Source organism: Vibrio porteresiae DSM 19223 (genome assembly GCF_024347055.1).
Taxonomy (GTDB): domain Bacteria; phylum Pseudomonadota; class Gammaproteobacteria; order Enterobacterales; family Vibrionaceae; genus Vibrio; species Vibrio porteresiae.
This window is the reverse complement of the sequence record NZ_AP024896.1, coordinates 1,642,933-1,667,260: the sequence shown is the minus strand read 5'-3', so window position 1 is coordinate 1,667,260 and position 24,328 is coordinate 1,642,933. Positions and strand designations below refer to the sequence as shown.

General features: G+C 45.0%; 22 protein-coding genes. 17 read left to right on the top strand and 5 right to left on the bottom strand.

Features of this window, described 5'->3' with window-relative positions; translation table 11 throughout:
- Positions 1-16 precede the first annotated feature (16 nt).
- The 5 genes from OCV11_RS24115 to OCV11_RS24095 all read left to right on the top strand — a co-directional run bounded on the left by OCV11_RS24115 (position 17) and on the right by OCV11_RS24095 (position 4,583).
- Complete coding sequence (locus OCV11_RS24115) at positions 17-937, top strand: ABC transporter permease (protein ID WP_068716408.1); 921 nt, start codon at positions 17-19, stop codon at positions 935-937.
- Between the two features lie 11 nt (positions 938-948).
- Positions 949-1,827, top strand: a complete 879-nt coding sequence (locus OCV11_RS24110; protein WP_068716414.1) for an ABC transporter permease subunit — start codon at positions 949-951, stop codon at positions 1,825-1,827.
- A gap of 61 nt (positions 1,828-1,888) precedes the next feature.
- Positions 1,889-2,941: a DmpA family aminopeptidase gene (locus OCV11_RS24105; RefSeq protein ID WP_261896991.1), complete on the top strand. Its 1,053-nt coding sequence runs from the start codon at positions 1,889-1,891 to the stop codon at positions 2,939-2,941.
- Positions 2,942-3,041: 100 nt separating this feature from the next.
- Entirely contained in the window at positions 3,042-3,863 is an 822-nt protein-coding gene (locus tag OCV11_RS24100) for a M55 family metallopeptidase (protein WP_261896990.1), read from the top strand.
- A gap of 357 nt (positions 3,864-4,220) precedes the next feature.
- Complete coding sequence (locus tag OCV11_RS24095) at positions 4,221-4,583, top strand: NADH:ubiquinone oxidoreductase (protein ID WP_261896989.1); 363 nt, start codon at positions 4,221-4,223, stop codon at positions 4,581-4,583.
- A 153-nt stretch (positions 4,584-4,736) separates the two neighbouring features.
- Here the strand turns inward: OCV11_RS24095 and OCV11_RS24090 are convergent, their stop codons facing one another.
- Positions 4,737-5,924 (bottom strand): dienelactone hydrolase family protein, encoded by a 1,188-nt coding sequence (locus OCV11_RS24090; RefSeq protein WP_261896988.1) that lies wholly within the window; start codon positions 5,922-5,924, stop codon positions 4,737-4,739.
- A 278-nt stretch (positions 5,925-6,202) separates the two neighbouring features.
- Between OCV11_RS24090 and OCV11_RS24085 the strand changes: the two genes are divergently transcribed.
- The 6 genes from OCV11_RS24085 to OCV11_RS24060 all read left to right on the top strand — a co-directional run bounded on the left by OCV11_RS24085 (position 6,203) and on the right by OCV11_RS24060 (position 11,720).
- On the top strand, positions 6,203-6,448 hold the full coding sequence (locus tag OCV11_RS24085; RefSeq protein ID WP_261896987.1) for a hypothetical protein: 246 nt from the start codon (positions 6,203-6,205) through the stop codon (positions 6,446-6,448).
- 102 nt (positions 6,449-6,550) lie between these two features.
- On the top strand, positions 6,551-7,555 hold the full coding sequence (locus OCV11_RS24080) for a response regulator (RefSeq protein ID WP_261896986.1): 1,005 nt from the start codon (positions 6,551-6,553) through the stop codon (positions 7,553-7,555).
- A complete protein-coding gene (locus OCV11_RS24075) occupies positions 7,555-8,007 on the top strand; it encodes a PAS domain-containing sensor histidine kinase (RefSeq protein WP_261896985.1) in 453 nt (150 codons plus the stop codon). Before OCV11_RS24080 ends, OCV11_RS24075 begins: the two co-directional genes overlap by 1 nt.
- Before the next feature lie 66 nt (positions 8,008-8,073).
- Positions 8,074-9,543, top strand: a complete 1,470-nt coding sequence (locus OCV11_RS24070; RefSeq protein ID WP_261896984.1) for an NAD(P)H-hydrate dehydratase — start codon at positions 8,074-8,076, stop codon at positions 9,541-9,543.
- Positions 9,544-9,967: 424 nt separating this feature from the next.
- The gene (locus OCV11_RS24065) at positions 9,968-11,011 is read left to right on the top strand and encodes a GMP reductase (RefSeq protein ID WP_261896983.1); all 1,044 of its coding nucleotides are present in this window, start codon (positions 9,968-9,970) and stop codon (positions 11,009-11,011) included.
- Between the two features lie 511 nt (positions 11,012-11,522).
- Complete coding sequence (locus OCV11_RS24060; protein WP_261896982.1) at positions 11,523-11,720, top strand: hypothetical protein; 198 nt, start codon at positions 11,523-11,525, stop codon at positions 11,718-11,720.
- A gap of 68 nt (positions 11,721-11,788) precedes the next feature.
- Here OCV11_RS24060 and OCV11_RS24055 read toward each other — a convergent pair whose 3' ends face one another.
- Complete coding sequence (locus OCV11_RS24055) at positions 11,789-12,613, bottom strand: hypothetical protein (RefSeq protein WP_261896981.1); 825 nt, start codon at positions 12,611-12,613, stop codon at positions 11,789-11,791.
- Between the two features lie 115 nt (positions 12,614-12,728).
- On the opposite strand from OCV11_RS24055, the gene OCV11_RS24050 reads away from it, so the two are divergent.
- Positions 12,729-13,840, top strand: a protein-coding gene (locus OCV11_RS24050; RefSeq protein WP_373332800.1) for an IS3 family transposase whose coding sequence is annotated in 2 segments (ribosomal slippage) — positions 12,729-12,990 and positions 12,990-13,840 — 1,113 coding nt in all. Because the reading frame shifts where the segments join, the coding sequence is not laid out codon by codon here.
- Here the strand turns inward: OCV11_RS24050 and OCV11_RS24045 are convergent.
- A complete protein-coding gene (locus OCV11_RS24045) occupies positions 13,821-14,459 on the bottom strand; it encodes a hypothetical protein (RefSeq protein WP_261896980.1) in 639 nt (212 codons plus the stop codon). The two genes, OCV11_RS24050 and OCV11_RS24045, sit on opposite strands and share 20 nt — an antisense overlap.
- A 651-nt stretch (positions 14,460-15,110) precedes the next feature.
- Here OCV11_RS24045 and OCV11_RS24040 point away from each other — a divergent pair.
- The 3 genes from OCV11_RS24040 (at position 15,111) to OCV11_RS24030 (ending at position 17,088) form a co-directional block, all read left to right on the top strand.
- Complete coding sequence (locus OCV11_RS24040; protein WP_261896979.1) at positions 15,111-16,112, top strand: PAAR domain-containing protein; 1,002 nt, start codon at positions 15,111-15,113, stop codon at positions 16,110-16,112.
- Positions 16,102-16,524: a hypothetical protein gene (locus tag OCV11_RS24035; RefSeq protein ID WP_261896978.1), complete on the top strand. Its 423-nt coding sequence runs from the start codon at positions 16,102-16,104 to the stop codon at positions 16,522-16,524. Before OCV11_RS24040 ends, OCV11_RS24035 begins: the two co-directional genes overlap by 11 nt.
- A gap of 123 nt (positions 16,525-16,647) precedes the next feature.
- The gene (locus tag OCV11_RS24030; RefSeq protein ID WP_261896977.1) at positions 16,648-17,088 is read left to right on the top strand and encodes a hypothetical protein; all 441 of its coding nucleotides are present in this window, start codon (positions 16,648-16,650) and stop codon (positions 17,086-17,088) included.
- A 73-nt stretch (positions 17,089-17,161) separates the two neighbouring features.
- Here the strand turns inward: OCV11_RS24030 and OCV11_RS24025 are convergent, their stop codons facing one another.
- Positions 17,162-19,255 carry a TonB-dependent siderophore receptor gene (locus OCV11_RS24025; RefSeq protein WP_261896976.1) on the bottom strand — a complete coding sequence of 698 codons (2,094 nt, stop codon included), beginning with the start codon at positions 19,253-19,255 and terminating at the stop codon, positions 17,162-17,164.
- Positions 19,256-19,652: 397 nt separating this feature from the next.
- On the opposite strand from OCV11_RS24025, the gene OCV11_RS24020 reads away from it, so the two are divergent.
- Positions 19,653-20,207, top strand: a complete 555-nt coding sequence (locus tag OCV11_RS24020) for a helix-turn-helix transcriptional regulator (protein ID WP_261896975.1) — start codon at positions 19,653-19,655, stop codon at positions 20,205-20,207.
- A gap of 32 nt (positions 20,208-20,239) precedes the next feature.
- Here the strand turns inward: OCV11_RS24020 and OCV11_RS24015 are convergent, their stop codons facing one another.
- Positions 20,240-21,763: an alpha/beta hydrolase-fold protein gene (locus OCV11_RS24015; protein ID WP_261896974.1), complete on the bottom strand. Its 1,524-nt coding sequence runs from the start codon at positions 21,761-21,763 to the stop codon at positions 20,240-20,242.
- 313 nt (positions 21,764-22,076) lie between these two features.
- On the opposite strand from OCV11_RS24015, the gene katG reads away from it, so the two are divergent.
- Positions 22,077-24,257: a catalase/peroxidase HPI gene (gene katG, locus OCV11_RS24010; RefSeq protein ID WP_261896973.1), complete on the top strand. Its 2,181-nt coding sequence runs from the start codon at positions 22,077-22,079 to the stop codon at positions 24,255-24,257.
- Positions 24,258-24,328: the final 71 nt, after the last annotated feature.

Genomic DNA, 24,328 nt, shown 5'->3' with positions numbered 1-24,328 from the left:
GGTAGAGGAGAGCACCTTGTTATCGTATGTTGTTCGTCGATTATTAGAAATGATCCCGGTACTACTGGTGGTCTCCTTATTGGTGTTTGGTTTTATCAAACTGTTACCGGGAGATCCAGCGCGCGTCTATGCCGGGGAAGATGCCACATTGGAAGCGGTGGAGGCGGCGCGGATCCATTTAGGTTTAGATAAGCCATTACCACAGCAATATTTTCATTGGCTCAATGGGTTAGCTCATGGCGACTTAGGTGTGACCTACCGAACTCGTCAGCCAGTAAAAGAAGTGATTGCTGAAAGCTTTATGCCAACCTTCTGGTTGGCATTAGCGGGATTCGTTTGGTCGGTGATTCTGGGTTTAGTGGTGGGCGTATTTTCTGCCTTAAAGCGCGGGAAATGGCAAGATTGGACCTTAATGAGTGCCGCGATTGGCGGCATCTCAGTCCCACCATTTTGGCTGGGCTTACTGCTCATTCAATTTGTCGCGATGCCATTTGGGATTTTCTCGGTCAGTGGATTTAATCAACCCAGCGACATTATCTTGCCTGCATTAACGCTCGGCGCTTCGGTAGCGGCAGTGATGGCGCGATTTACTCGCTCAGCCTTTTTGGAAGTGGCACAAGAAGATTATGTGCGCACCGCGAAGGCCAAAGGGTTACGTGCTCGATTAGTTACATGGAAACACGTGATGCGAAATGCGTTAATTCCTGTGATCACCATGCTCGGTCTGCAATTTGGCTTCTTGCTGGGGGGCTCAATTGTTGTTGAGCGAGTATTTAGCTGGCCGGGACTCGGATGGCTTTTGATTGAATCGATTCAAACCCAAGACCAGCCCGTGATTCAAGCGTTAGTCATGCTGTTTGTTCTTGAATTTATAGTGATTAATTTATTGGTGGATCTGCTTTATGCCGTAGTGAACCCAGCGATTCGTCTGCGTTAGGGAGAAGCGTAATGGAAAACACTTTATCTATCAGTACTCAAGGGCCGATTCGCTCTCCTTGGCGTGATTTCTGGCAACGTTTCTTGCGTAACCCAATGGCACTGGCTTCTGGCGGATTTGTGCTGCTACTGGTGTTGGTTGCGCTATTAGCACCATGGCTTGCCCCCTATGACCCGATGATTTCTGATTGGATGGCGATCTCCTCGCCACCTAGTTGGGCACACTGGATGGGCACAGATGATTTAGGTCGTGATGTGATGAGCCGGATCATTTATGGCGCGCGAATCTCGATGTATGTCGGAACGTTTTCGGTCACTCTTGGTATGGTTGTTGGTATTGTTTTAGGGCTTGTTGCTGGCTATTACGGTGGCAAAGTTGACATGTTGATTATGCGTGGCGCGGATGTGCTGTTTGCTTTTCCCGGTATGCTGTTGGCGATTGCCGTCGTAGCGATTTTAGGTCCAGGCCTAAATAACGTGATCGTTGCTGTGGCAGTGTTTAGTGTGCCGGTATTTGCGAGGATCGTGCGAGCGTCGACATTATCTTTGAAACAATCGCCTTATGTGGACGCCGTGAAATGTGTCGGTGCATCCGACAAATTGATTCTGTTTCGTCATATCTTGCCAGGCACTTTATCGAGTGTGATTGTTTATTTCACCATGCGTATTGGTTCGAGTATCTTAACGGCGGCAAGCTTGAGCTTTATTGGCTTAGGGCCAGAGCCTGATGTACCTGAGTGGGGTAACATTTTGGCGATGGGACGCAATATGATGATGGCAGGTATTTGGCATGTCAGTGTGTTCCCCGGTCTCGCGATTTTTCTCACGGTACTGGCGTTTAATTTGCTTGGCGATGCACTGCGCGATACCTTAGACCCGAAATTGAAATGATCCCCCAATAGTGGTCAACCTAAATAGCTATTAACCTGTGCCTTAGGCACAATGAGTACACATGGACAGTTTACAAGCACGTATCTCCTTACTTTTAGACCGTTGGCGCTCTGAGCGCCAACTGGGCTTTCGCCATTTTGCCAGTGGTAAACATGACCGCATCACTGATGTTGCAGGAGTGACCGTCGGTCACCACACCTTAAATGATGGTGAATGCCAAACGGGCGTCACTGCGATTTCACCCAAAGCGGTGGGTATTTATGCTGAGCCTTTACCGTGCGGTGTGGCGGTATTAAACGGGTTTGCCAAACCCATCGGGCTAGTTCAAATCGAAGAACTTGGCCGCTTAGAAACCCCGATAGTGTTAACCAATACCCTCTGTGTTGGCCGAGCGTTTAGTGGCACAGTTCGCTATATGATTGAGCAAAATCCGCAAATTGGACGCACCTTGCCCACGGTCAATCCTCTGGTGTTGGAGTGTAATGACGGTTACCTCAACGACATTCAAGCGCTGGCGATCACCGAAGAAATGGTGATGGAAACGCTAAGTCACACAGAGACAGAATTTGCTCGCGGCAGTGTTGGTGCAGGGCGCGGCATGAGCTGCTTTGCCTTAAAAGGTGGTATTGGCACCAGCTCTTGTGTGGTTCCTAGTCTTAATGCCACTCTGGGTGTGTTGGTGCTTGCTAACTTTGGCGCTCTTAGTGCACTTCAGTTAGAAGGTATTCCGATGGGTGAAACGCTGCAAGCGCTGCTCAACACCCATAGCGAGCAGCAGGATAAAGGCTCAATCATTATTGTTATGGCAACCGATGCGCCCCTCGATGCGCGCCAATTGAAACGCGTGGCAAAACGTGCCGGGGCAGGGCTTGGTCGTTTAGGCAGTTATTGGGGACATGGCTCTGGCGACATTGCGGTCGCTTTTTCTACCCAGTCACAAAGTCAGAATATCTCTGATAGTGAGCTGGACCCAATGCTGCGAGCCGCAGCCGAAGCGACCGAGCGTGCAGTTTTGGATGCGTTAATGCAAGCGACGCAAGTAACCGGATTTGCTGGACATCAACGTCCAGCGTTAAGTGATCTGTTGGATCAGTTAGTGACTCAACAACATTAATGGCGCAACAGAATTTGATGGTTGAGCTCATATTCGCCACGGCTAACCGGTGGGCATATTGAGTCAGCTGTTGATCTAACGATTAAGTGAAGGATGCATAATGAGAATTTTTATTTCGGCTGATATTGAAGGCATAGCTGGCGTCGTAGCTTCGCAGCAGTGTCGTGCTGGCAATGGTGAGTACGAACTTGCCCGTGCTTTGATGGAACAAGAAGTGAATGCAGCGATTGCTGGTGCGTTCGATGCAGGTGCCACACAGGTGGTGGTGGCAGACAGTCACGGTCCGATGACCAACTTACGTGCGGATTACCTTGATCCTCGAGCGGAGCTGGTCTCCAGTAAACCTCGTCCATTTTCTATGGTCGAAGGGATTGACCATCAACCTTTTGATGGTCTGTTCTTGATTGGTTATCACAGCGCGGCGGGTGAAAAGGGCGTATTAGCCCATACCATCAACGGCGCCGCGTTCTATCGTGTGTGTGTTAATGGTCTGCCAATGGCAGAAGCCGATCTCTACACCTCATCAGCCCTAGAGCACGGCGCTCCTTTGCTGTTGGTATCGGGGGATGATCAGTTGCAAGGCTGGATTGCAAAACGCTATCCCGGTGTGAGCTATGCTTGTGTTAAACGCGCTATTTCCACCACTGCGGCTCAATCGCTCAGCCCTAAAGATGCACAAGAAAAAATTCGCGCAGCGGCGTTTAATGCCGTCATCAACCGCACTAAAACCGAGCAACGCTTATTAACTCCCCCTTATGTACTGGAACTGAGTGCCACTAAACCAGTAATGGCTGACCTGTTTGCTTTGATTCCTGGCGTGGAGCAATTGGATGCACGCACGGTCACTTATACGGCCAATGATATGAAAACGCTGATCAGTTTATTGTGTGCATTTTCCTATCTAGGTACGACGCAAAGTTAAGTAGAAACGGCACAAAATGAAAGTGTGAGTGCATATGCAAATTGGTGCAATTTAACCTCATTTTGCACAAATGTAACAGCCAAGCCGTAAAAAGTTAAATTGTAAATAATCTGTTAAATTTGCTTTGTGCGGCTTAATTAATAACGAATTTGCTAAGAGGAAGAATAGGTTGCCTACCCCTTTTGTGTAATACGGTGTTAACCTGTTGTTATTTTGAGCGGTTTTGTAAAAATTTGTCACAATTCCCTCTCTGCCAATGATTGAAAATAGTTTTTTACGGGCGACAATACCCGTGTCTTTGGCATGGATAGCGAGAGTCACTGTACTGGTTCGAGCTATTTTTGAGGTTGGCAGACTATGAAAATTTTATTGATCTTGATGACATCAGTGTCGGCGGGCGTCGCGTCAGGGGATCATTTCCACTCCTTCCTTCTGGGTTTAGGTATTGCGACCTTAGCGGTGGGTTGTTGCCACTGGTTTGCGTTTCGCAGCAGTAAATTCCCAGAATTAGCCCTTTTTTTGCTTATTTGTGGGCTGCTTGCGAAAGTCACCATCACTGTGATTGGGGTTATGTGGGGGATCTCTAGAGATCTGATCACTTCTCCATTGGTGTTTGCGTTGTCCTATTTGTTCTTCTCAGTAGTGGCAACCTATGTATGGTTCCGTTATCAAGAGTACTTGTTAGCGGTTAAGCAAAAGGTGCGGAAAAGGCTGGCATAACCACCATCACCATTTGCCCTAGATTGAAAAAAATGAACAGTTAAAAAATGGCTCCGTTTTCACGGGGCCATTTTTGTTTTCGCCATTACATTTTTGCGTTGGCCACAAAAGAGGTGAACCTAAGACAGCCAAACCGTTAGGATTGGCGATAAGTTAGTGTTTCACCTTAAATTGCTGATCGAGCCAATTAAACGCGGCTTCTTGCATATCCTGCGTAAAAATATGCGATTTTTCAGGCCAAACTTTGGTGACCAATTTATCGTCTGCGTTATTGGCTTGCCAAATGCTGTGCAATTTACCAAAGGCTTCTTTGACCGCAGTGACAGGAAAGAGCGGATCTTGACCACCGGCATAAACCAACATAGGTTTAGGCGCTGCCAAACCTGCGACATCAGGATAATCAAGATAACGGGCAATATAAGGGTGCAGCATGGTAAAAGAGGACTGACCTTTCAACTGGTTATTGCCCGGAACCATCAAACCTTGCATGGTTCCCATCCAACAATCAACAACGCTGGCTTTAATGTCGGGAGAAAGCGCTGCAACTTGCCACGAACGAAATGCCCCCATAGAGAAACCGACCGAAGCGACCCGTTGTTTGTCGACCTTAGGTAAGCTTGCAAGGTATTTTGCAGCGCGCAGGTCATCAAGAGCAATAATGCCAGCAAATGAACTGCCGAGGTTAAACAGGTTAGAGGCTAACGCTTGTTGTGAGTCGGTTTTAAACCCTGAGACAGAGCGGTCGCCCCAACCAAGCGCATCAATCGACAGCACCACGTAACCTCGTTTGGCTAACTCATCTCCCGGGAAACGATCGGTGAAGTATTTGTGCGCCCACTGTTTGGATGACGCTAAGCGTGCATCGTCGTTCCATGTTTCAACAAACTTCTCTTTACCTATGTCAAAGCGTGCGCCGTGGTCGTGTAAAAAGAGCGCAGCAGGGAAGGGACCTTTGCCTTTTGGCGTTAGCAGCAACGCCATGACGCGGCTCTCATCACTGATGTTAAACACCACCTTTTGTGCGATGTAGCTGCCACGGTCAATCTGATCAATCACCACCGAATTGAATGGCGTGTTGTCGGAGTAAGGCAGAATCAGTTCCTGCGCTTTTGCTAACGCCTTTTTGTGCCATGCTACCGGGTCCATGCCGTCATGCCAAGCCAGAGCAAACGGCATGCGGTGATCTTTTAGCTTTTGATAAAAAGTAGGAAAGCTGCGATCCGGTGAGTCAATTTCTTGGTGGACATAATCTTTACCCGTTGCGCCTTGTGAGGCCGCGTTGGAACTGGGGCTAAGCAGGCAGAACGCACTGCTAAGAAGTACACAGAGGAGTTTCTTCATCTCGTGATCCTTGTTATTGAGATTAAATAGGGTAGAAACGCTTTATCTTATTATTTGAAACGATGTTTTAATTTACATTTTGATGGGCAGTGCGTGCGTTAAAAGGATCACAATTGTTTATTTTTTCTACGCTTAGATAGGTAACTTACGACTTTAGTGCTAACGACAGTAGCAGGTTCTAAACCTATTCTTATCAGGAAGACACGGGAATTTGGGTGGGGTGTTCTTTGTCTCAGTGGGATTTGAGATGCAACACACACGGATGAAAGGATTGGATTATGGCGCTCACGATATTTTGGTTAGAAAAAGGCATTCTGCTGTTGGGTATTCTATGTTTAATGACGGGCATCCTGCAGTACGGTCGCCGCAGTCACGACTGGAAAGGCGTCATCACCATGTTTTATAAACGGGTGCCGCTTTCAGTGACGGAATTTAAATGGTATCGAAGTGGCATTGCTTTTGTGTTAGTTGCGGTGGTGTTGAAGGTGTTGCTGTTCACCCTATGGCCTCATCAAGTGGTCTAACAAGTGACTGATTTATAAAATATTACATCTTATCGCCTGCCGCTTGGAACGATTTAGGTATACAATTTATTAACTTATCAGAATATAAAAAAGGGTGGTGGCATGTCGTTCCCCGTACTTATCTGTGATGACTCTGCGTTGGTTCGTAAGCAGATGGCGCGTTCTTTGCCTGCGTCATTAAATGCAGATATCAGTTTTGCTGTACATGGTTTAGATGCTTTAGCTCAGCTTGAAAAAACAGAATTCAAGTTGATGTTTCTTGATCTCACCATGCCTGAACTGGACGGTTATGGCACGCTAGAAGAGATGCAAAAACGCGGTATGGCCACTCCCGTCGTAGTGGTCTCTGGCGACATCCAACCCAAAGCGAAAGAGCGTGTGTTAGGACTAGGCGCAAAAGCCTTTATCCAAAAGCCGCTTGATAAAGCCACCCTAAACTTAGTGCTCAAAGAGATTGTTGAACCACCTGCTCAACCTAAGTTAGTCACGCCGATCTCCATTGATTTACCCGTACTTAAACGGCGCGATATTTATATGGAAGTGGCTAACGTCTCGATTGGTCGAGCCGCTGATGCGCTGGCGCGTCACTTCGATGTGTTTGTGCATTTACCCTTACCAAACGTCAATATTTTTGAAGTCAGTGAGCTACACATGGCGCTTCGCGATATTGCTGATAACGACCAAGTTTCTGGTGTGTGTCAGGGTTTCAGCGGAGAAGGAATTGCCGGTGAGGCGTTAGTTTTGCTTAGTGATTCGAGCGTCTCTGATCTCAAAAAACTGATGAAAGTCCCAGCGGATAGTGAAGAATTAGAAGAGCTTGAACTGTTGATGGATGTTTCCAATATTTTGGTGGGATCGTTCTTAAATGGTTTGGGTCAGCAAGCAGAAGTGCGTTTTTTCCAAAGCTCACCAGTGCTGCTTGGACAACACATTTCTATTGAGTCTGTGATTCGTAATACGGCGGGCTCTTTCCACAAAACGATGACATTTGAAGTGAGTTACACCATCGAAGGCACGTCGATTCGTTGTGATTTGTTGTTTATGTTTGTTGATGAGTCACTGCCATTACTCGACAGCAAACTCTCCTATTTGATGGAGGATTTCTAATGCTTGCACTGCCTGCCGAATTTGAACAGTTCCACTGGATGGTCGACATGGTGCAAAACGTCGACATGGGGCTAATCGTTTTGGATCGTGAATACAAGATTCAGGTATGGAACGGTTTTATGACCCATCACAGCGGTAAACAAGCCCACGATGTGATAGGCAAACCCCTGTTTGAGATTTTTCCAGAAATTCCGCACGAATGGTTTAAGTTAAAAACCAAACCCGTATATGACTTGGGGTGTCGCAGCTTCATTACATGGCAGCAGAGACCGTTTTTGTTTAAATGCCGTAACGTACGTCCAGTGACTCAACAAGCGGAATTTATGTATCAGAACATTACGCTCAATCCGATGCGTACGCCCACAGGGGTGGTCAGTTCGATGTTCTTATCGATTCAAGATGCGACTGCAGAAGCGCTTGCATCACTTCAAGCTCGAGAAAATGATAGATAAGCCAAGGAATCCCTTGGCTTTTTTTGTACACTAGAGTCATGATTTTTCGACAATAGGGTAAAGCATATGCCACTGCCAAATTCGTTCTACACTGCGCAACAAGTCAAACAAGGTGAAGTCCAAGCTGCCAAAGCGAAGGGCCTTGAGATGTTCAGTTTAATGGAAAGAGCGGGGCAAGCGGTCTTTACCATTGCACTGGCTCAGTATCCTTCTGCTCATCACTGGTTAGTGTGCTGCGGTGGCGGCAACAATGGCGGCGACGGTTATATCGCGGCTTGTCTGGCTAAATCAATGGGACATCAAGTTACGGTTTGGCAAATTGGTGATCCTGAAAAACTCACAGGTGATGCCCTAACGGCTTACTATCATTGGTTGGATCATGGTGGTGATGTTTATCCTGTGGATGATCGCATTCCTCGCGATGTGGATCTGATTTTGGACGGCCTTTTAGGCACAGGTTTAAACGGACCAGTGCGCGAGCCTGTCAGTGATGTGATCGACACCATTAATCAAAGCGGTAAGCCGGTTATCGCCATCGATATCCCTTCGGGTTTGAGCGCTGATACGGGTGCAGTGCTGGGTAAATCTGTGCGAGCTCAGCACACCATCAGTTTTATTGGACTCAAACAAGGCTTAGTGACGGGCGAAGCTCGCAATTACGTTGGTAAGCTTCACTTTGCGGGGTTGGGCGTATCGGAAAGCTTTGATGAGCAGAATATTCCCACGGTAAAAGCGATTGATACGCGCCTGATGAAGCTCTGTTTGCCTCGTCGTGCGGCAAGCTCTCACAAAGGGAAACACGGTAAAGCGGTGTTGATTGGTGGCCATGCAGGCATGGGCGGCGCCATGATTCTCTCTGCTCAAGCATGCAGCCGTGTGGGATGTGGTTTAACCGCAGCGCTCGTTCATCCAGAAAACACTACCGCGATGTTAATGGCAGCGCCAGAAGTGATGTGTGCCGGTTGGACTGAAGAGCGCTTAGCTCAGCGTTTAGAGTGGTGTGATGTGATTGGCCTTGGCCCAGGTTTGGGGCGTGATGACCAAAGTCAGTACCTTTTCGATGCGGTAAGAGCCAGTCAAAAACCCAAAGTGGTCGATGCTGATGCGCTTTGCCTGTTGGCTCAAACGCCTAATTATGATGATCGCCGTATTTTGACTCCTCACTCGGCAGAAGCGGCACGACTACTGGGTGCCAGTGTTGAACTGATCGAAGCGGATCGCTATAAAGCCATTACGGCGCTGCAACAAAAATACGGTGGTGTCATCGTGCTAAAAGGGGCCGGCACTCTGGTGTGCGATGGACATGAAACGTTTGTTTGTCTAGCGGGGAATCCGGGGATGGCAACTGGCGGCATGGGCGATGTCCTCACTGGGGTGATCACCTCTCTGCTTGCGCAAGGTTTATCACTCTTTAACGCAGCAAAAGCAGGGGTATTGATCCACAGCCAAGCAGCTGACAAAGATGCAGAGCTCAAAGGTGAACGTGGATTATTAGCTAGCGACCTTCTGCCACATCTGAGAATGTTAGTAAATTAGTTGCTTATTCTGAGCCAGTGAAATGGCTAAGTGGCGAATAAATCACCTTTTTATGCGAAAAATCCAAGCTGCACAAAAGGTGATTTATGTCACGCTTTTTGCTTTATCTGAGAGTATGCTTAGAGAGTTGTGCGTAGTGCGGGAAATGTTGCGAACCAGTTATCTAGTTTAATCTACTGATTTATATAGGTTAATTCTAGTGTGCGGAAAGTTATCAGCGCGAGGGTATGGAATCTTCGTGATGGTATCACAAAAAAAATGCAAATATCAGACTTGCCGGAAAAAAAACGCAGCCTATAATGCTGAAAACCGGAGCGTCTGCCAACGCTCCGGTTTTTTTGTGTCCGAAATGTTCTGATGTCTGCCAACATTGGAACTACGCACCACGCGAGACACAACAGTGAATCAGACTAGGAAAAGCATAATGCGTATCGAACAAGAACTTAAGTTAGGTTTTAAAGATGTATTGTTTCGCCCGAAACGTTCTACACTCAAAAGCCGTTCTCAAGTAAATTTAACCCGCGAGTTTACATTCAAGCACAGCGGTCGTCAATGGTCAGGTGTACCTATTATTGCAGCTAATATGGATTCAGTCGGAAGTTTTGCGATGGCTGAAGCATTAGCTAAGCATGATGTGATGACGGCAATTCACAAACACTACACTGTTGAACAGTGGGCGGAGTTTGTGAACGGGGCTAGCCAAAACACCTTAAACAAGGTGATGGTCTCGACTGGTACTTCAGAAGCCGACTTCGTTAAGACACAACAAGTGCTAGCGTTAAGCGAAGAACTGATCTTTATCTGTATCGATATTGCCAACGGTTACTCCGAGCATTTGGTGGAATACGTAGAGAAAGTGCGTGCGGCATTCCCAGATAAAATCATCTCTGCCGGTAACGTTGTAACTGGCGATATGGTGGAAGAGCTTATCCTTGCTGGCGCAGATATCGTAAAAGTGGGTATTGGCCCTGGTTCTGTGTGTACCACTCGCGTAAAAACAGGCGTAGGTTACCCGCAGCTATCAGCCATTATCGAATGTGCTGATGCCGCACACGGCCTTGGTGGCCGTATCATCGGTGATGGCGGCTGTACTTGCCCTGGCGACGTATCTAAAGCGTTTGGTGGCGGTGCCGATTTCGTGATGCTCGGCGGTATGTTAGCAGCCCACGAAGAGTCAGGTGGCGAACTCATTGAACAAGATGGTTCTGTCTTCATGAAGTTCTACGGCATGTCTTCACAAAGCGCGATGGACAAGCACTCCGGCGGCGTTGCCAATTACCGCGCAGCTGAAGGAAAAACTGTACTATTGCCATACAAAGGCCCAGTAGAACACTCCATCCAAGACATCCTTGGCGGCGTACGCTCAACCTGCACCTACGTAGGCGCAGCGCAGCTTAAAGAGCTAACTAAGCGCACCACTTTTATCCGCGTACAAGAGCAAGAAAACAACGTGTACGGGAAAGAGTAACACTGCAATACTTCGGAAAAATCGAACTTTAAAAAGCCGCTGAAAAGCGGCTTTTTTATGCCCAAAATTGGGAAATGGCGACAAAGTGGCGACAACTTTGAAAAATGAAGCTTAATTTAGTGGCTACTATCAAGTAGACATTAATGGTCAAAGCAAGAGAACATCATAGGCAAAAAGGTCATTGAAGCGATGGGGAACATTGAACTGCTGGCAGTGGATACCTCGAACTTGGCAGTTTAGGCAATATGCAGTTGGCGACCGCTGGGGAATTGGTGGAAGTGATCGGCAAGCTAAGAAACATCGTCGTAGCTCAATAGGATAAATTAAAGGTCATGGGAAACAAATGGACCACCATTGAGAAAGACTGGGAAGCGAGTGCCAAGAACATTCGATTTTAGGCAGGTCTTATCGCACTGAACCAAGGTAAAGGGGGTGTTCAAGGGGACTGTATTTGTGCTTTTACGGGCAAACGCCATTCTGATTTATCCGCAACCGTAACGGCAGGGAAGTAATGGCATTAAGTCAATCATCGTTAAAAAGTAAGATTGTCTCTGAGTTGAACGCACAAGGTTTTGTGACAGAAGGAGATCATGCAATGGCTCAGAAAATGGCAGAAGCGATTGCCAATGCGGTCGTGGATGAAATCCAGGCTAACGCTAAAGCCACGGTACAAAGTGGCAGTTCTGCAGGAGTGTGGCCAATACAGTAGGCAGTCATTGTGGAATATTAAAGTAAGGAAACATATGAAGCCCTTAGATAGTTAAGGGCTTGAAATTATTATTTGAGGGATTTCAATATGTCAATAACTTGTTTGATAGTGTCAGTCTGCTTTTCATCTTTGATTTTTATAGATTTATTCACAAATATACGCATGACCAACTCAATTTTAGTATTACGCTTATAATCCCTGATTTCATCATCGGTCATTTCTGTTTTAGGCAAAGAGCCTGTAATCTGCTCTGCTAAAATTGATGCTTTAAGCATATTCATCTTATCTTCGTTGACAGAAATCATGTTGTTTACAAGATAAAATAACAAAGCAGACAAAGTGCCAATAATTAAGGTGGTGGCAGTGATAAGAGGTAATCGACTCAATAAAATATTCAATGTAGAGATTGTGGGGTTAACGTCGACTAGATCTGAATAAGTCTTTGCATTGTAATATATGAGCCCAAAAACACCGGCTAGTAATAGGATAGAAACTAAAGTCAACCAAAAATACTTTGAAATTTGATTATGACTCTCACTAGAGAAACCTCTCATATCTAAAGTGGTCACATTGATATCAGCTTTTGCTCTATCTATCTCACTTTTCAAGTCACTTAACTCCCCCATTGAATCTGAGATTGAATTGTTAATCTCATTTAACCTTGCCTGGCCAGAATTTATCTGGCTCTTATTTTCTTTGATTTTATCCAGAAGATCTTTGGCTGCATTAGAATATTCATTATGTTTAGCTTGCACCTCTTCGAAGTTTTTAGTTTCATTTTCAATATCAGAACGAATACGGCTTAAGATTTCATTTTCATTTTTAGAAATATTATGCAGCCTATCTCTTTCTTTAAGTAGTGAGGTAACTTCATTCTTAAATGACTTCATCATACTAGTTTTATCATTAATATAAATATCTATCTCAGACTGTAATCACCCCCTAAAATAGTGGCATACCATTTTAGAGTTCTTCTGCATAAACTGATTTAATCAGGGAGAACTCGCTATGAAGAAATCACGCTATACCGAAACACAAATCGTGAAGATTTTGAAAGAAGTAGAAGGTGGTCGTCTTATCAAGGAAGTTTGCCGTGAATACGGCATATCAGAGGCAACCTACTACAACTGGAAGTCTAAATACGGGGGTATGGAAGCCTCTGACGTCAAACGTTTAAAAGAGCTAGAAGATGAAAACCGTCGCCTTAAATCGATGTTTGCAGAACTGAGCCTAGAGCACCGTATTCTCAAAGATATCATCGAAAAAAAGCTGTGAAGCCAGCGATTAGACGTGAATTTGTTGACTATGCACGGCGAGTGCACAAAGTCAGTTTACGTCTTGCTTGTCGCGCAGTTGGCATCAGCGACTCAGTTTATCGATATCAGCCTAAATTGAACGATGACCAAGAGGTTATTAGTGAGCTACAAAAGGCCGCTGAGCGCTATCCAGCCTATGGCTTCAGTATGTTACTTAAGATCCTTCGTCGGTGGGGTCATACATGGAATCATAAGCGAATATATCGGATTTACTGCGAGCTAAAACTGAATAAACGCCGTAAAGGGAAAAAGCGTCTACCAAGCCGTAACCCTGAGCCGCTGAGTGTACCGCTGTCAGAGAATCAATGCTGGTCTATCGACTTTATGAGCGATAGCTTGCAATGCGGACGTCGGTTCCGAACCTTCAATATTGTGGATGATTTTAATCGAGAAGCGTTAGCCATCGAAGTCGATCTCAGCCTACCAGCTCAGCGAGTGATTCGAGTACTTGAGCGGGTCATTGCATGGCGAGGATACCCAGAGAAACTCCGAATGGATAACGGCCCTGAATTTATCTCTACAACATTGGCAACGTGGGCAGAAGAGCACGATGTTCAGTTGGAATTTATCCAGCCAGGGAAACCGACTCAGAACTCGTACGTTGAACGATTTAATCGCACATACCGCACTGAAATCTTAGATATGTACGTCTTCAAAACACTAACGGAAGTTCGAGAGTTAACAGAGGACTGGCTCAGAGAATACAACGAAGAACGACCTCATGGTGCACTGGATGATTTGACACCATGGGAATATTTAATGAAGCATGAAAAGGCTGAAAACTCTAATTATGGGTGTAACTAATTAGGGGAGGTTTACAAGACAACTGGGATTTGATATTTTTCTTTAATTCATGAGTAGCAAAATAAATGTCGTTTTGTGCTTTTGAAATCTCAGAAAGTTTTTTATCATTTGTATAGAGTTGTTCTAAATCTATACAATCTAAAGAGTTAAAAGTACTACCAGTAGGTAATATAAATCCCATTACAATTTCATTAGCAATGTAAACTGAATTAATAATATCTTCTTGAGAGTAATTTTGATGATGATCTAATGTGATCATTTTTTTATCAGTAAATCTACTGGTTAACAACCTGATTAAATTACTTTTATTATTATTGTAATTAGGCGTGCAATAAATATTTGATACTAAATAGGGCTTATCAAAAAGAACTACTCTTTCGCTTTTTAAAGCTTCGATATCATAATTAGTGATAAATATTTTATCTCTTAAATTTTGATTCAACTCATCTGTTTTTATTATTTCATTGAAAATAATGTGAGATGAGTCACTTTTGATGGAAATGTATTGGTCATTTACGGCATTGATAAATTCATCTAAAGTTTTGTCTAATTCCGTAGTATTCAGCCTATCAAGCAGAGGAATTTCATCATCAGGTAAAGTTATATTTTGAGTACTCATTCGTAATCAGCATCCAAGTAGTTTGGTCCTTCGCATAAGATACCATGAGTAATCAGTGTCATAAAGGAGTGCTAAATTATAGTGTTACCGCAAGCTCAGCGAGCTGATATGACAAAATCAAGCTTACCTTCCACGGAATCCGCACTCATCTACACCCGCCTGCGCGGTTTTTGGATCGCTTTTTTTGCAGTTTTGGATTAACGAAAAACGAGGGTGGTGTTCAGTATGGTAGACAGCGCGTGAGACCATACTGCATAAAGGTTTCGTTTGGGTGTCTGAAACAATAATCCTAGCTTTTATAAAAGATCAAAAATTTCGATCAGTTCAGTTTTTTTCAGTAAATTAAAAAGAATAAATCGAACTTCTTAGTTGTGGTGTTGCTCAACTATATGAAAAATAATGATTATATTGTTTTTGTTCAGTTGTTTGGGAAATGATCAGCCGCGGGTGGAGAATGAGATTCTCATGTAACCAATTGATATTTATGCATTCGCTATTGTAAGTTCTCATTGGTAGATGCAAACTATTTCGTTAACCCAAACAAAGTTTGAATCGAAGTCACTATTTGTATTTCAGGTAGTTAGGCAGATTTTTGCCTAGTAAAAATTGAGATTATGATGAGCCATTAGAATACTTACGTGAGGATAAGTCGTGACCTTTTTCGATATGTTTGACGAAGAAAAAATATATCAGTGCCCTATCGGATACAATCCTGAAACTTGTACTTGCTCTTCATGTGTGATGAATAGAGAGTGGGTTAGTAGTTTGGAGAGCATGAAGCGAGCTGATGCTAAGAATTTTGCTTCAGGTTCAAGTTTTGCAAGTATGAGCAATCAAACACAGGTCGATGTTCCTAAAAAGTCACTAAAGGAAAGACTTCAGGCTCAGCGTAAAGCAAATCTGGAAGAAAGTGATAAAGCTTTTGCCAACTTACAATCACAGAAAACATCAATTAATCCTAATAATATGTATTGGCCACCGTACAACCCATTAGCACCTGAAGGTGAAAAAACAATAGAGTTGGAATATACACAGGATGTGGTTAATTTTGCCGTTTTAGCTCCTATTGAATGGACATCTTTCTTTGACACTTTCGATATTGTGAAAAATTTAAAAGATGCAGGTACGGGATTATACAATGCCAAGACAACAGCGGCAGCTTTGGGTGGTGTTGGTGTTACCGCTTTAGTTAAAACTATTGATGGTGTTGATTACGTTATTCTGAAAAATTATAAATATTGGGAGCAGACTTTACTTCATGGTGGTGTCTTTAAAGCTGATAATGCAAGAGTAGTTAGACTTGGCTTAGGCGCTTTAGACTCTGTAAAAGGTATGACTCGTTATGTAAAAGTTACTGCACCAATGGATATTTTAGTTGGGTCAGCGATTAATGTTTTACAATTTATTGTAAATGATGAATACACGTTGAGAAAATTAAGTGTTGATGAAGCAAAGTTATTTATTAATACGCTAGTTGTTGCCGGAGTATCACTAGCCGCGGGAACTTTGGTTTCTTTGAGTGCCCCTATCACATTTACTACAGGAGCTATTATCTTAGTGGTTTCGAACTTAGTTGTTTGGGGCGTAGATAAATGGACCAATTTTGAATCAAAATTGGTAAACAAAGTAATTGAAGAATTTGATGATGAATAAGTTAATTATAGGTCTTGTTGGCTCTCTAGCCTTTTTTTTGGGAATTATGTGGTTAGCTATTGAAATGGCAATGCCATTATTTACAGCAAAAGAAAATTTACAATTTGTCAGATTCAGTTGGTTAGGTTTGCCACTTGTAGGTACTTATGCGTTTTTGGGGTTAATGGGGGCTAATATTGTCGCGATAAGTATATCGATAAAACATAAAAAACAGATTATGCGCTCTTCTAAGTTTTTACTTATACCGACATTAATTGCTGGACTATTTGGACTTGGAGTAAACTACGCAAATTATTTTATGGTTATCAAACCGCTGAACTTAAAAGCTTGTACCCTCATTCCAGGATACCGTGAAAATTTGCTTCTTGATTATGTGAAGGATATTTCTGAGTGTGAAAAGAGGGATAAATAACTATCTTGAAAAACACCGCTATTGTTTCCCTCTTAATAATGGCGACGAAATTGACTCACCAACGATTATAGATGTGTGTACAAAATGCATTGTAAGAGATTATTGATTATTAGCATTGGTTTGATGAGCACGAGTGTTTTTGCCAACACTTGGGTGGACGATTTAAAGCATCAGGTCGAATTAACGCATCAGCAGTTCAACGGCGCGATTGAACGATGTAACAATCTAAGGTTGTCATCACCTAAAAAGATAGAATCATCGTGGTTCGATACGCTTTCTTGGGAGAAAAAGTTTGCGGCCATTACGTATCTTTCATACATGGCCGATGAAAACTGTTATTCGCCAGAGCTAAACGCTTACAGCGCGGCACTCGTTAATTACGTTGCCGAAACTGGTGATCGAGATCCGTTGGATAAACTCATTAAAGCAAGGCGAGTCTATAAGCCAACTGGGACTAAGCACTATTTTGATTCTATCGACATGTCGCAGTTGAAAAAATTGGGCGAAAAATCAGAGCTAAGCAGACCTTTTGACCCTGTCGCACTGTCTGATCTTTATCGCTAATAATGAGATAAAAATAAGCCCCAAGACAATCCATCTTGGGGCTTTATAACTTACAACAAGCACTTCTCTTTGGTTAGAAGCTATAATTCAACGCCACTTTCGCATTAAACGGTGCGCCGTAACGGACGGTGTTGGATGAGTTTAAATAGCTGTAATAGCTTTTATCAAACACGTTTTCCATATTGACGCGCATCTTCAGATCTTTGGTTATCTGATAACTTGCCATTAAATCCACGATGGAATAGGCAGGTTGACTAATGTCGTCTGTAGCATGGATTTCACTTTGCCAACGTATATCAGCACCGATAGTTAACTCTGGTAGCCAGTTCACTAACTGATAGTTGCTGGAAAGCTTCACTTGTTTACGGGCGTAGTTGGTGTTGACGTCTGCGCCATCACTGTCTTCGGCGGTAAATTGAGTCAGGCCGAGGTTAATATCCATGCCATCAACAGGTTTAGCGGCAATCTGAATTTCGATACCTTTACTCACGGTTCCTTTCACTGCTTTTTGCGCGGTGTTGGTGGTATTAGGAATGGTGTAACCTGTGTCATCTTGGGCCAAGTTATCTTGCTCAATACGGAACAATGCACCCGATACGGTTACTTGCGAATTAAGGTTCGATTTAACCCCAATTTCATAGGTTTCCCCTTCTAACGGGTCAAGGAAATCGCCATTGCGGTCTTGCTCGTTTTGCGGCTCATAAATGGTCGCGTAGCTCACATACACACGGCTTTCCTCGGTGAAATCGTACAATAGACCGGCATATGGCGTGATGATGCCGTTATCACCATAGTTTTGATCGCCGTAGTTGTATCCTCTACGTTGCCAGTTAGCGATACGCGCCCCTAAAATCGCTTTGGTGTTGTCCGTTAAGCTCAAGCGTGTCGCGGTATAAAATGCCAATTGTTTGGTGGTGAAATCGTACTCTGTGGTCTTACTATCTTGCCATTGCGGTTCTGCTGAATGGCCATTCCAAGTAAAGAAGTTATCAATCGAACCGTAAGCAATCGGGTTTAACGCATAGTATTGGTTGAAATCTTTAAGGTGGTTGTAGCTCACACCGAGCATCAACTCGTGTTGTCGACCTAACAGGTTGTAGTCGCCGCTTACATTGACGTTAAAACTGTCTTGGGTGCTCTCACCCTCGTTATTGTATGACCAAGTCGACAGCCCAGAACCATCTTTGGCTAGCGATCCAATATTGATGTTGGTGAGCTTCGCTCTTTGACTGTATTGGGTATGGTTGTAGCTGGATTTGAGCTGCCAACCGTTGGAAAACTCATATTCATAATCAGCAAAAAGACTTAAGTGTTCAGTATTCCAATAGTTCCAATCCGCGGCTGCAGAAGTTGAGCGAGAAAAATGCGTCGCTGACCCATCGGAATAGACGCCCGGCAAACCACCCCATGCCGCACCATCGCGATCGTCGGCTTGGTAGCTTGCGCCCAAGCGTAATAGGCTGCTGGCGGTGAGATCTTTTTCAACCACGGTGTAGAGCACTTTGCGGTCGCTAGAATAACGGTCAACAAAAGAATCGCCTTCAGCGTATTTCGCGACCACGCGACCACGCAAACTGCCATCGTCATTCAAGGCATTACTGACATCCGCCGTCACGCCGCGTTGATCCCAACTGCCCGCCGAGACTTGAACATTGCCAGTTAGCGTGGTGCTGTCAGCATGTTTTCTAACTAGGTTTATTGATGCAGAAGGATTACCAACACCCGTGGTTAATCCGGTTGAGCCACGAACGACTTCAACACGTTCATAAATAGAGGTATCAATTTGCGTTTGACCACTAAAACCTGCGGTATCGCCCCAGCTGTAAGGCATGCCATCAACTTGATAGCTGGTAATGGCGAATCCGCGAGATTGGAACTGATTGCGCACGTCATCGGTTTTCAGTGAGCTAATTCCAATCACGTGATCAAGCACATCATCCACCGAAGAGAGATCACGCTCTTCGAGAAAATTAGCATCAAGTACGGTGACGGATTGCGGCGTTTCCTCTGGGGCAAGTGCTAAGCCTGTTGAACTACTGACTTTCTGTGTCGCAGCTTGGCTACCCACAACCGTCAGCGTTTCAACACTCTCTTGGGGATTCGCTTGGCTTAGCATAGGTATGAAGGGCAGACTCAGCATAATTGGAGAGTAAGCGAAAAGTTTCACGGTCAATTTCCTTGTTCCATCACGGGGCTAAACGGTGTGTGATCGCTTCTCGCTTTATCGCAATCGTGCTTTCTGCTGAGACACAGCCGTTATTAGGTTGGGATTAAACGATAAGATGAAATTCATTCTCATTATCGTTTCGCAATGTAAAGAAATGTACATGATTACGATGTGATATCATTACCGCCACATCGACATTTAATACGGGTAATCGGCCATCATTATAAAAATTCACTCCCTGAATCGTGAACAAACCAAAGAAGGGCCGTGGCATGAACACGACTGGGGGCAACTATATTGGGTAACCAACGGCATTATTAATGTCGAAACCAGTAAAGCCCAATGGGCGATTACGCCAGGTTCTGTGGGATGGACGCCTAAACACTGTTCTCATAAGGTGAAAATCTTCGCCGGGGTTCAAGTGTATGTGTTGGATTTAGATTACTCAGATGCCGATGGCTTCCTCAATGATCCGGGCGTGTTTGGAACGAGCGCCTTTCTTAACTCCTTGCTTGAGAAAGCAAGTGATCTTGATGACGTCAGTTATCCGTCTGGTTATATCCAGCATTTCGCCGCCTTGCTCAGTTATGAAATCGCGCGCTTGGAAGAACTGCCACTTGGTCTGCCATTACCTTCGGATCGCCGTGCGCGGAATATCGCAGACCAATTAATGAATTGTCCCGCGAGTGAATTAACACAAGATCAATTGGCTAATCAGTGGGGAGTGAGCGTGCGAACATTAAGCCGCATTTTCACTAAACAAACCGGACTTACTTTTAGTCAATGGCGGCAGCAAGCCAAAATTGTCACCTCGTTGCAATGGATTCAAGAAGGCTTGCCAATCAACGATGTTGCCGAGCGCAGCGGTTATACTAACGTAAGTGCTTATATCGAAGCTTTCCGCCAAAGGTTTGGTGAAACACCGGGTAAGTTTCAGTCAAAGACTCTTTAAAGTCTGTCCTCTGTCCTCGCTTGAGCGAATGCTTAGCGCTTAAAAAGCGCCGCTAAACCATGGGCGAGCGTCACGCGCCAGTTAAAATAGTCATGGCCGCTGGCGACTTCTTCAAACGTGACCTGATAGCCCAAGTGTTTGAGCGTAGCGACTAAGGTTCGATTGGTGTTGAGAATCTCGTAAGCCTTTGGCGTTATCTCAAACAGCCCCGCATTCATATAGATCTCTATGGCGTGTTTGGGCATCTCTTTTACCAAATCGACAAACCAATGCTCAGACGGGGTCTTTGTATTCGCATTGCTTGGTGGTGCCCACCAAAATGATCCCGATTGACAGAGCACTTTGCCAAAGTGGTCAGGATGAGAAAATGCAATAAACATCGAAGCTAAACCGCCATAGCTAGAACCCGAAAGGATCGTGTTTTGTGCACTAGGGGCAATGCCTAACTGATTACATAACCAAGGTTTAAATTCCGTCGCCAAAAAATCAGCGTAAGCTTGATTAGGCGTGAGTTCTTGCGCACGTAAATCTGGGCTCGGTGTATCGATGAAGACGGCCCGCATCGGAGGAATGGTTCCCTCTGCGATGAGATTATCTAAGATGGTCGGCGTAGGGACTTTAGTTAAGTAATCACTGCCATCAAAGAGCATCAGTAATGGCGAGCTAGGGGTAAGGGCATAACTGTTGTGCGGTGTATAGAGGTGAATTTTCCTTGAGTTACCCAATCGTGCGCTTGCATAGTCAAATGCTGTGATGTCTCCTTTCGGCACGTCTCGCTTAAACACTATCGCATCGTTTGGCGCATCAGGTAGGCTCACCGTAGACGCGCAGCCAAACAGTGATTGCGGATCGCCAAATTGCGGTTGCTGGTTTAATGGGTCAACCATCACCGAAGAGAAACACGCCAAATATTGCTCATTCCAATTGTCCTCAGCGAGCTGCGCCACATTCACCGCCAAGCGATAGGAGAAGCGACTGTGGTTCGGTAAACGATAACTTTTAAACCAAATCTGGCTGTGAGCGAGATGCGTTAAATACGCCCGTCCATCATAAGGAGCGCCAAGCAGCAAAACGTTCTCAGTTGAATCCTCTCCTTGATACACAAACGTCACAACCGATTCGCCAGCGCTGGTGGGTTCAATCAGTGGTGAACCTAGCTCACTCACCCTTTGCCAAAATTCAGCTTCTGCGTTGACATCGTGCTGCGCGATGCCTTTGCTGGTTGCCGTCAGTAGCGGACTGATGATCTCTTGCTGAGGTGAAACCCGTTGGTCTGGTTTTAATTCCAATAAGTGATAGTCGAATTCAATTGTGGTCGGCGTATTTGGCTGAGGTACAAAATGAAAAAGATAATGATCAGGTTTGTCGGCAAACCAATAGATCTCAGCTTTGTTGCCTTTAATTTTTAGCAGATGACGAATCGTTTGACCTTGGCTATCGGTAATGTAAATGGCTTGAACATCCATATCACAGCGAATCGAACCGCGTAAATAACTGGGTGTATCGATGATTTTCGCCCATGTAGTAGGTGCTGTGATAGTCAGTTGTTGCTGCATGATTACCGCCGAAATATCGTGAAAAAGGGGCTCGTCGGAGCGAGCTGTATTGCTCTGTTGAATCGGCGATTATCAGGAAAATGAGAATTGATGTCACGAATAAACTATGCAGCACGATGCCTGATTGTTTACTGTGAGTAATAGATAACTCGATATCAATCAGTTTTGTCTATCAGATTAATCGTTAAACAAGATTATCGCGTTAGTCACTTCCTCTATAAAGTGTTGATGAAAAGAATAATATCAGTGCCCGAGTTTTTCTAAGCAGAGTAAAGGTGGCACTTACCATCATCACTATCCAAGGGAAGAAACAATGACGCAGCAACTGAATAATTCAAAAGGGCAGTCTATCTCAAAAGGACAATGCCCAGTTATGCACGGCAGCCTTACGTCGCCAAATAGAGCGAAAGAGTGGTGGCCCAATAGCCTTAACTTAGACATTTTGCATCAACACGATCGCAAGACCAACCCGTTGGACGACGGTTTTGACTATCGCGCTCTGGTTCAACAGCTTGATGTTGCGGCACTAAAAAGTGACCTAAAAGCGTTGATGACCGATAGCCAAAGCTGGTGGCCAGCCGATTGGGGCCACTATGGCGCATTGATGATTCGTATGGCTTGGCACTCTGCTGGCAGTTATCGCACTGCCGATGGTCGAGGCGGCGCAGCCACTGGCAATCAACGTTTTGCTCCTCTGAATTCATGGCCTGATAACGCCAACTTGGATAAAGCGCGCCGTTTGCTATGGCCGATCAAGAAAAAATATGGCAATGCGATCAGTTGGGCTGACTTGATTATTCTTGCGGGAAACATGGCGTATGAATCTATGGGGCTAAAAACGTTCGGCTTTGCATTTGGTCGAGAAGATATTTGGCATCCAGAAAAGGATACCTATTGGGGTTCGGAAACCGAATGGTTGGCAAACAGTAAAGCACAGCATTCGCGCTATAGCGGTGAGCGTGACCTTGAAAACCCTCTGGCAGCAGTGATGATGGGGCTAATTTACGTCAACCCAGAAGGCGTTGATGGGAATCCCGATCCGTTAGCCACCGCACAGGATATGCGAGTTACCTTTTCTCGTATGGCGATGAACGATGAAGAAACCGTTGCGTTAACGGCGGGCGGCCACACCGTTGGGAAATGTCATGGTAACGGTAATCCTAGCCAGTTATCGCGAGAGCCCGAAGCAGCAGAGGTTGAAGAGCAAGGGTTAGGTTGGGTGAATCACCAATCACGCGGTATTGGTCGTGATACTGTCACCAGTGGTATCGAAGGCGCATGGACAACGCATCCAACGCAATGGGATAACGGCTACTTCGAACTTCTGTTCAAATACGATTGGGAACTGAAGAAAAGTCCTGCTGGCGCATGGCAATGGGAACCTATTGATATCGCGGAAGAAGATAAACCTGTCGATGTGGAAGACCCGTCAATTCGTCATAACCCGATCATGACTGACGCCGATATGGCGCTAAAAATGGATCCGACCTATCGCGAAATTGCCGAGCGCTATTATCGAGATCCTGCGCTGTTTGCTGATGCGTTTTCTCGTGCTTGGTTTAAGCTTACGCACCGCGATTTAGGTCCTAGAGAGCGCTATATCGGTCCTGATATTCCGCAAGAAGAGCTCATTTGGCAAGACCCCGTTCCTGCTGGCAACGCTGACTATGTTGTGGATGCAGTGAAAACCAAGATTCGTGAAAGTGGCTTACCTTTAGCAGAATTAGTGGCAACCGCATGGGATAGTGCCAGAACATTTCGCCAGTCGGATTACCGTGGAGGCTCGAACGGTGCGCGCATTCGCTTAGCTCCGCAAAACGAGTGGGTGGGGAATGAGCCAGAACGTTTGAGTAAAGTGCTGGCAGTATTAGAACCTATCGCTGTGGCGTTTGGAATTAGCATAGCTGATGTCATTGTTTTAGCGGGTAATGTTGGAGTTGAACAAGCGATTAGAGCCGCTGGTTTTTCTCTAACGGTGCCTTTTACGCCCGGTCGTGGTGATGCGCTACAAGAGATGACCGATATAGAGTCTTTTGCTGTATTGGAACCTATTGCCGATGGTTTTAGAAACTGGCAAAAAGCCCATTACTCGGTCAAACCAGAAGAACTGTTACTCGATAGAGCGCAACTGATGGGACTATCCGCACCGGAAATGACCGTCTTAATCGGTGGTTTGCGGGTGCTTGGTGTCAACCATGGCGGTAGTCAGCACGGGGTATTTACCGACCGCGTTGGCGCGTTAACCAATGATTTCTTCGTCAATTTGACAGACATGAATAATCGCTGGGAACCCACTGGTCGCAACAGCTACAATATTTGCGATAGGCAAAGTGACAAAGTGAAATGGACGGCGACGCGAGTTGACTTGGTCTTTGGCTCCAATTCGGTATTGCGAAACTACGCAGAGTTTTATGCTCAAGATGATAATCAGGAAAAAATGATCCGCGATTTTATCGCTGCATGGAACAAAGTGATGAATGCCGGACGATTCTAAGCTTAGCCTTTAAGATTCAATCGCCTTGAAGTGATTAGCTAAAAGAAGTGTTATTTTTAACCAAATGAACC

Coding starts and splice junctions, on each gene's coding strand:
- OCV11_RS24015 (WP_261896974.1), bottom strand. CDS start 21,763: ATGCAGCAACAACTGACTATCACAGCACCTACTACATGGGCGAAAATC.
- OCV11_RS24035 (WP_261896978.1), top strand. CDS start 16,102: ATGATGAATAAGTTAATTATAGGTCTTGTTGGCTCTCTAGCCTTTTTT.
- OCV11_RS24075 (WP_261896985.1), top strand. CDS start 7,555: ATGCTTGCACTGCCTGCCGAATTTGAACAGTTCCACTGGATGGTCGAC.
- OCV11_RS24090 (WP_261896988.1), bottom strand. CDS start 5,924: ATGAAGAAACTCCTCTGTGTACTTCTTAGCAGTGCGTTCTGCCTGCTT.
- OCV11_RS24095 (WP_261896989.1), top strand. CDS start 4,221: ATGAAAATTTTATTGATCTTGATGACATCAGTGTCGGCGGGCGTCGCG.
- OCV11_RS24085 (WP_261896987.1), top strand. CDS start 6,203: ATGGCGCTCACGATATTTTGGTTAGAAAAAGGCATTCTGCTGTTGGGT.
- OCV11_RS24080 (WP_261896986.1), top strand. CDS start 6,551: ATGTCGTTCCCCGTACTTATCTGTGATGACTCTGCGTTGGTTCGTAAG.
- katG (WP_261896973.1), top strand. CDS start 22,077: ATGACGCAGCAACTGAATAATTCAAAAGGGCAGTCTATCTCAAAAGGA.
- OCV11_RS24100 (WP_261896990.1), top strand. CDS start 3,042: ATGAGAATTTTTATTTCGGCTGATATTGAAGGCATAGCTGGCGTCGTA.
- OCV11_RS24045 (WP_261896980.1), bottom strand. CDS start 14,459: ATGAGTACTCAAAATATAACTTTACCTGATGATGAAATTCCTCTGCTT.
- OCV11_RS24030 (WP_261896977.1), top strand. CDS start 16,648: ATGAGCACGAGTGTTTTTGCCAACACTTGGGTGGACGATTTAAAGCAT.
- OCV11_RS24105 (WP_261896991.1), top strand. CDS start 1,889: ATGGACAGTTTACAAGCACGTATCTCCTTACTTTTAGACCGTTGGCGC.
- OCV11_RS24065 (WP_261896983.1), top strand. CDS start 9,968: ATGCGTATCGAACAAGAACTTAAGTTAGGTTTTAAAGATGTATTGTTT.
- OCV11_RS24110 (WP_068716414.1), top strand. CDS start 949: ATGGAAAACACTTTATCTATCAGTACTCAAGGGCCGATTCGCTCTCCT.
- OCV11_RS24070 (WP_261896984.1), top strand. CDS start 8,074: ATGCCACTGCCAAATTCGTTCTACACTGCGCAACAAGTCAAACAAGGT.
- OCV11_RS24055 (WP_261896981.1), bottom strand. CDS start 12,613: ATGATGAAGTCATTTAAGAATGAAGTTACCTCACTACTTAAAGAAAGA.
- OCV11_RS24060 (WP_261896982.1), top strand. CDS start 11,523: ATGGCATTAAGTCAATCATCGTTAAAAAGTAAGATTGTCTCTGAGTTG.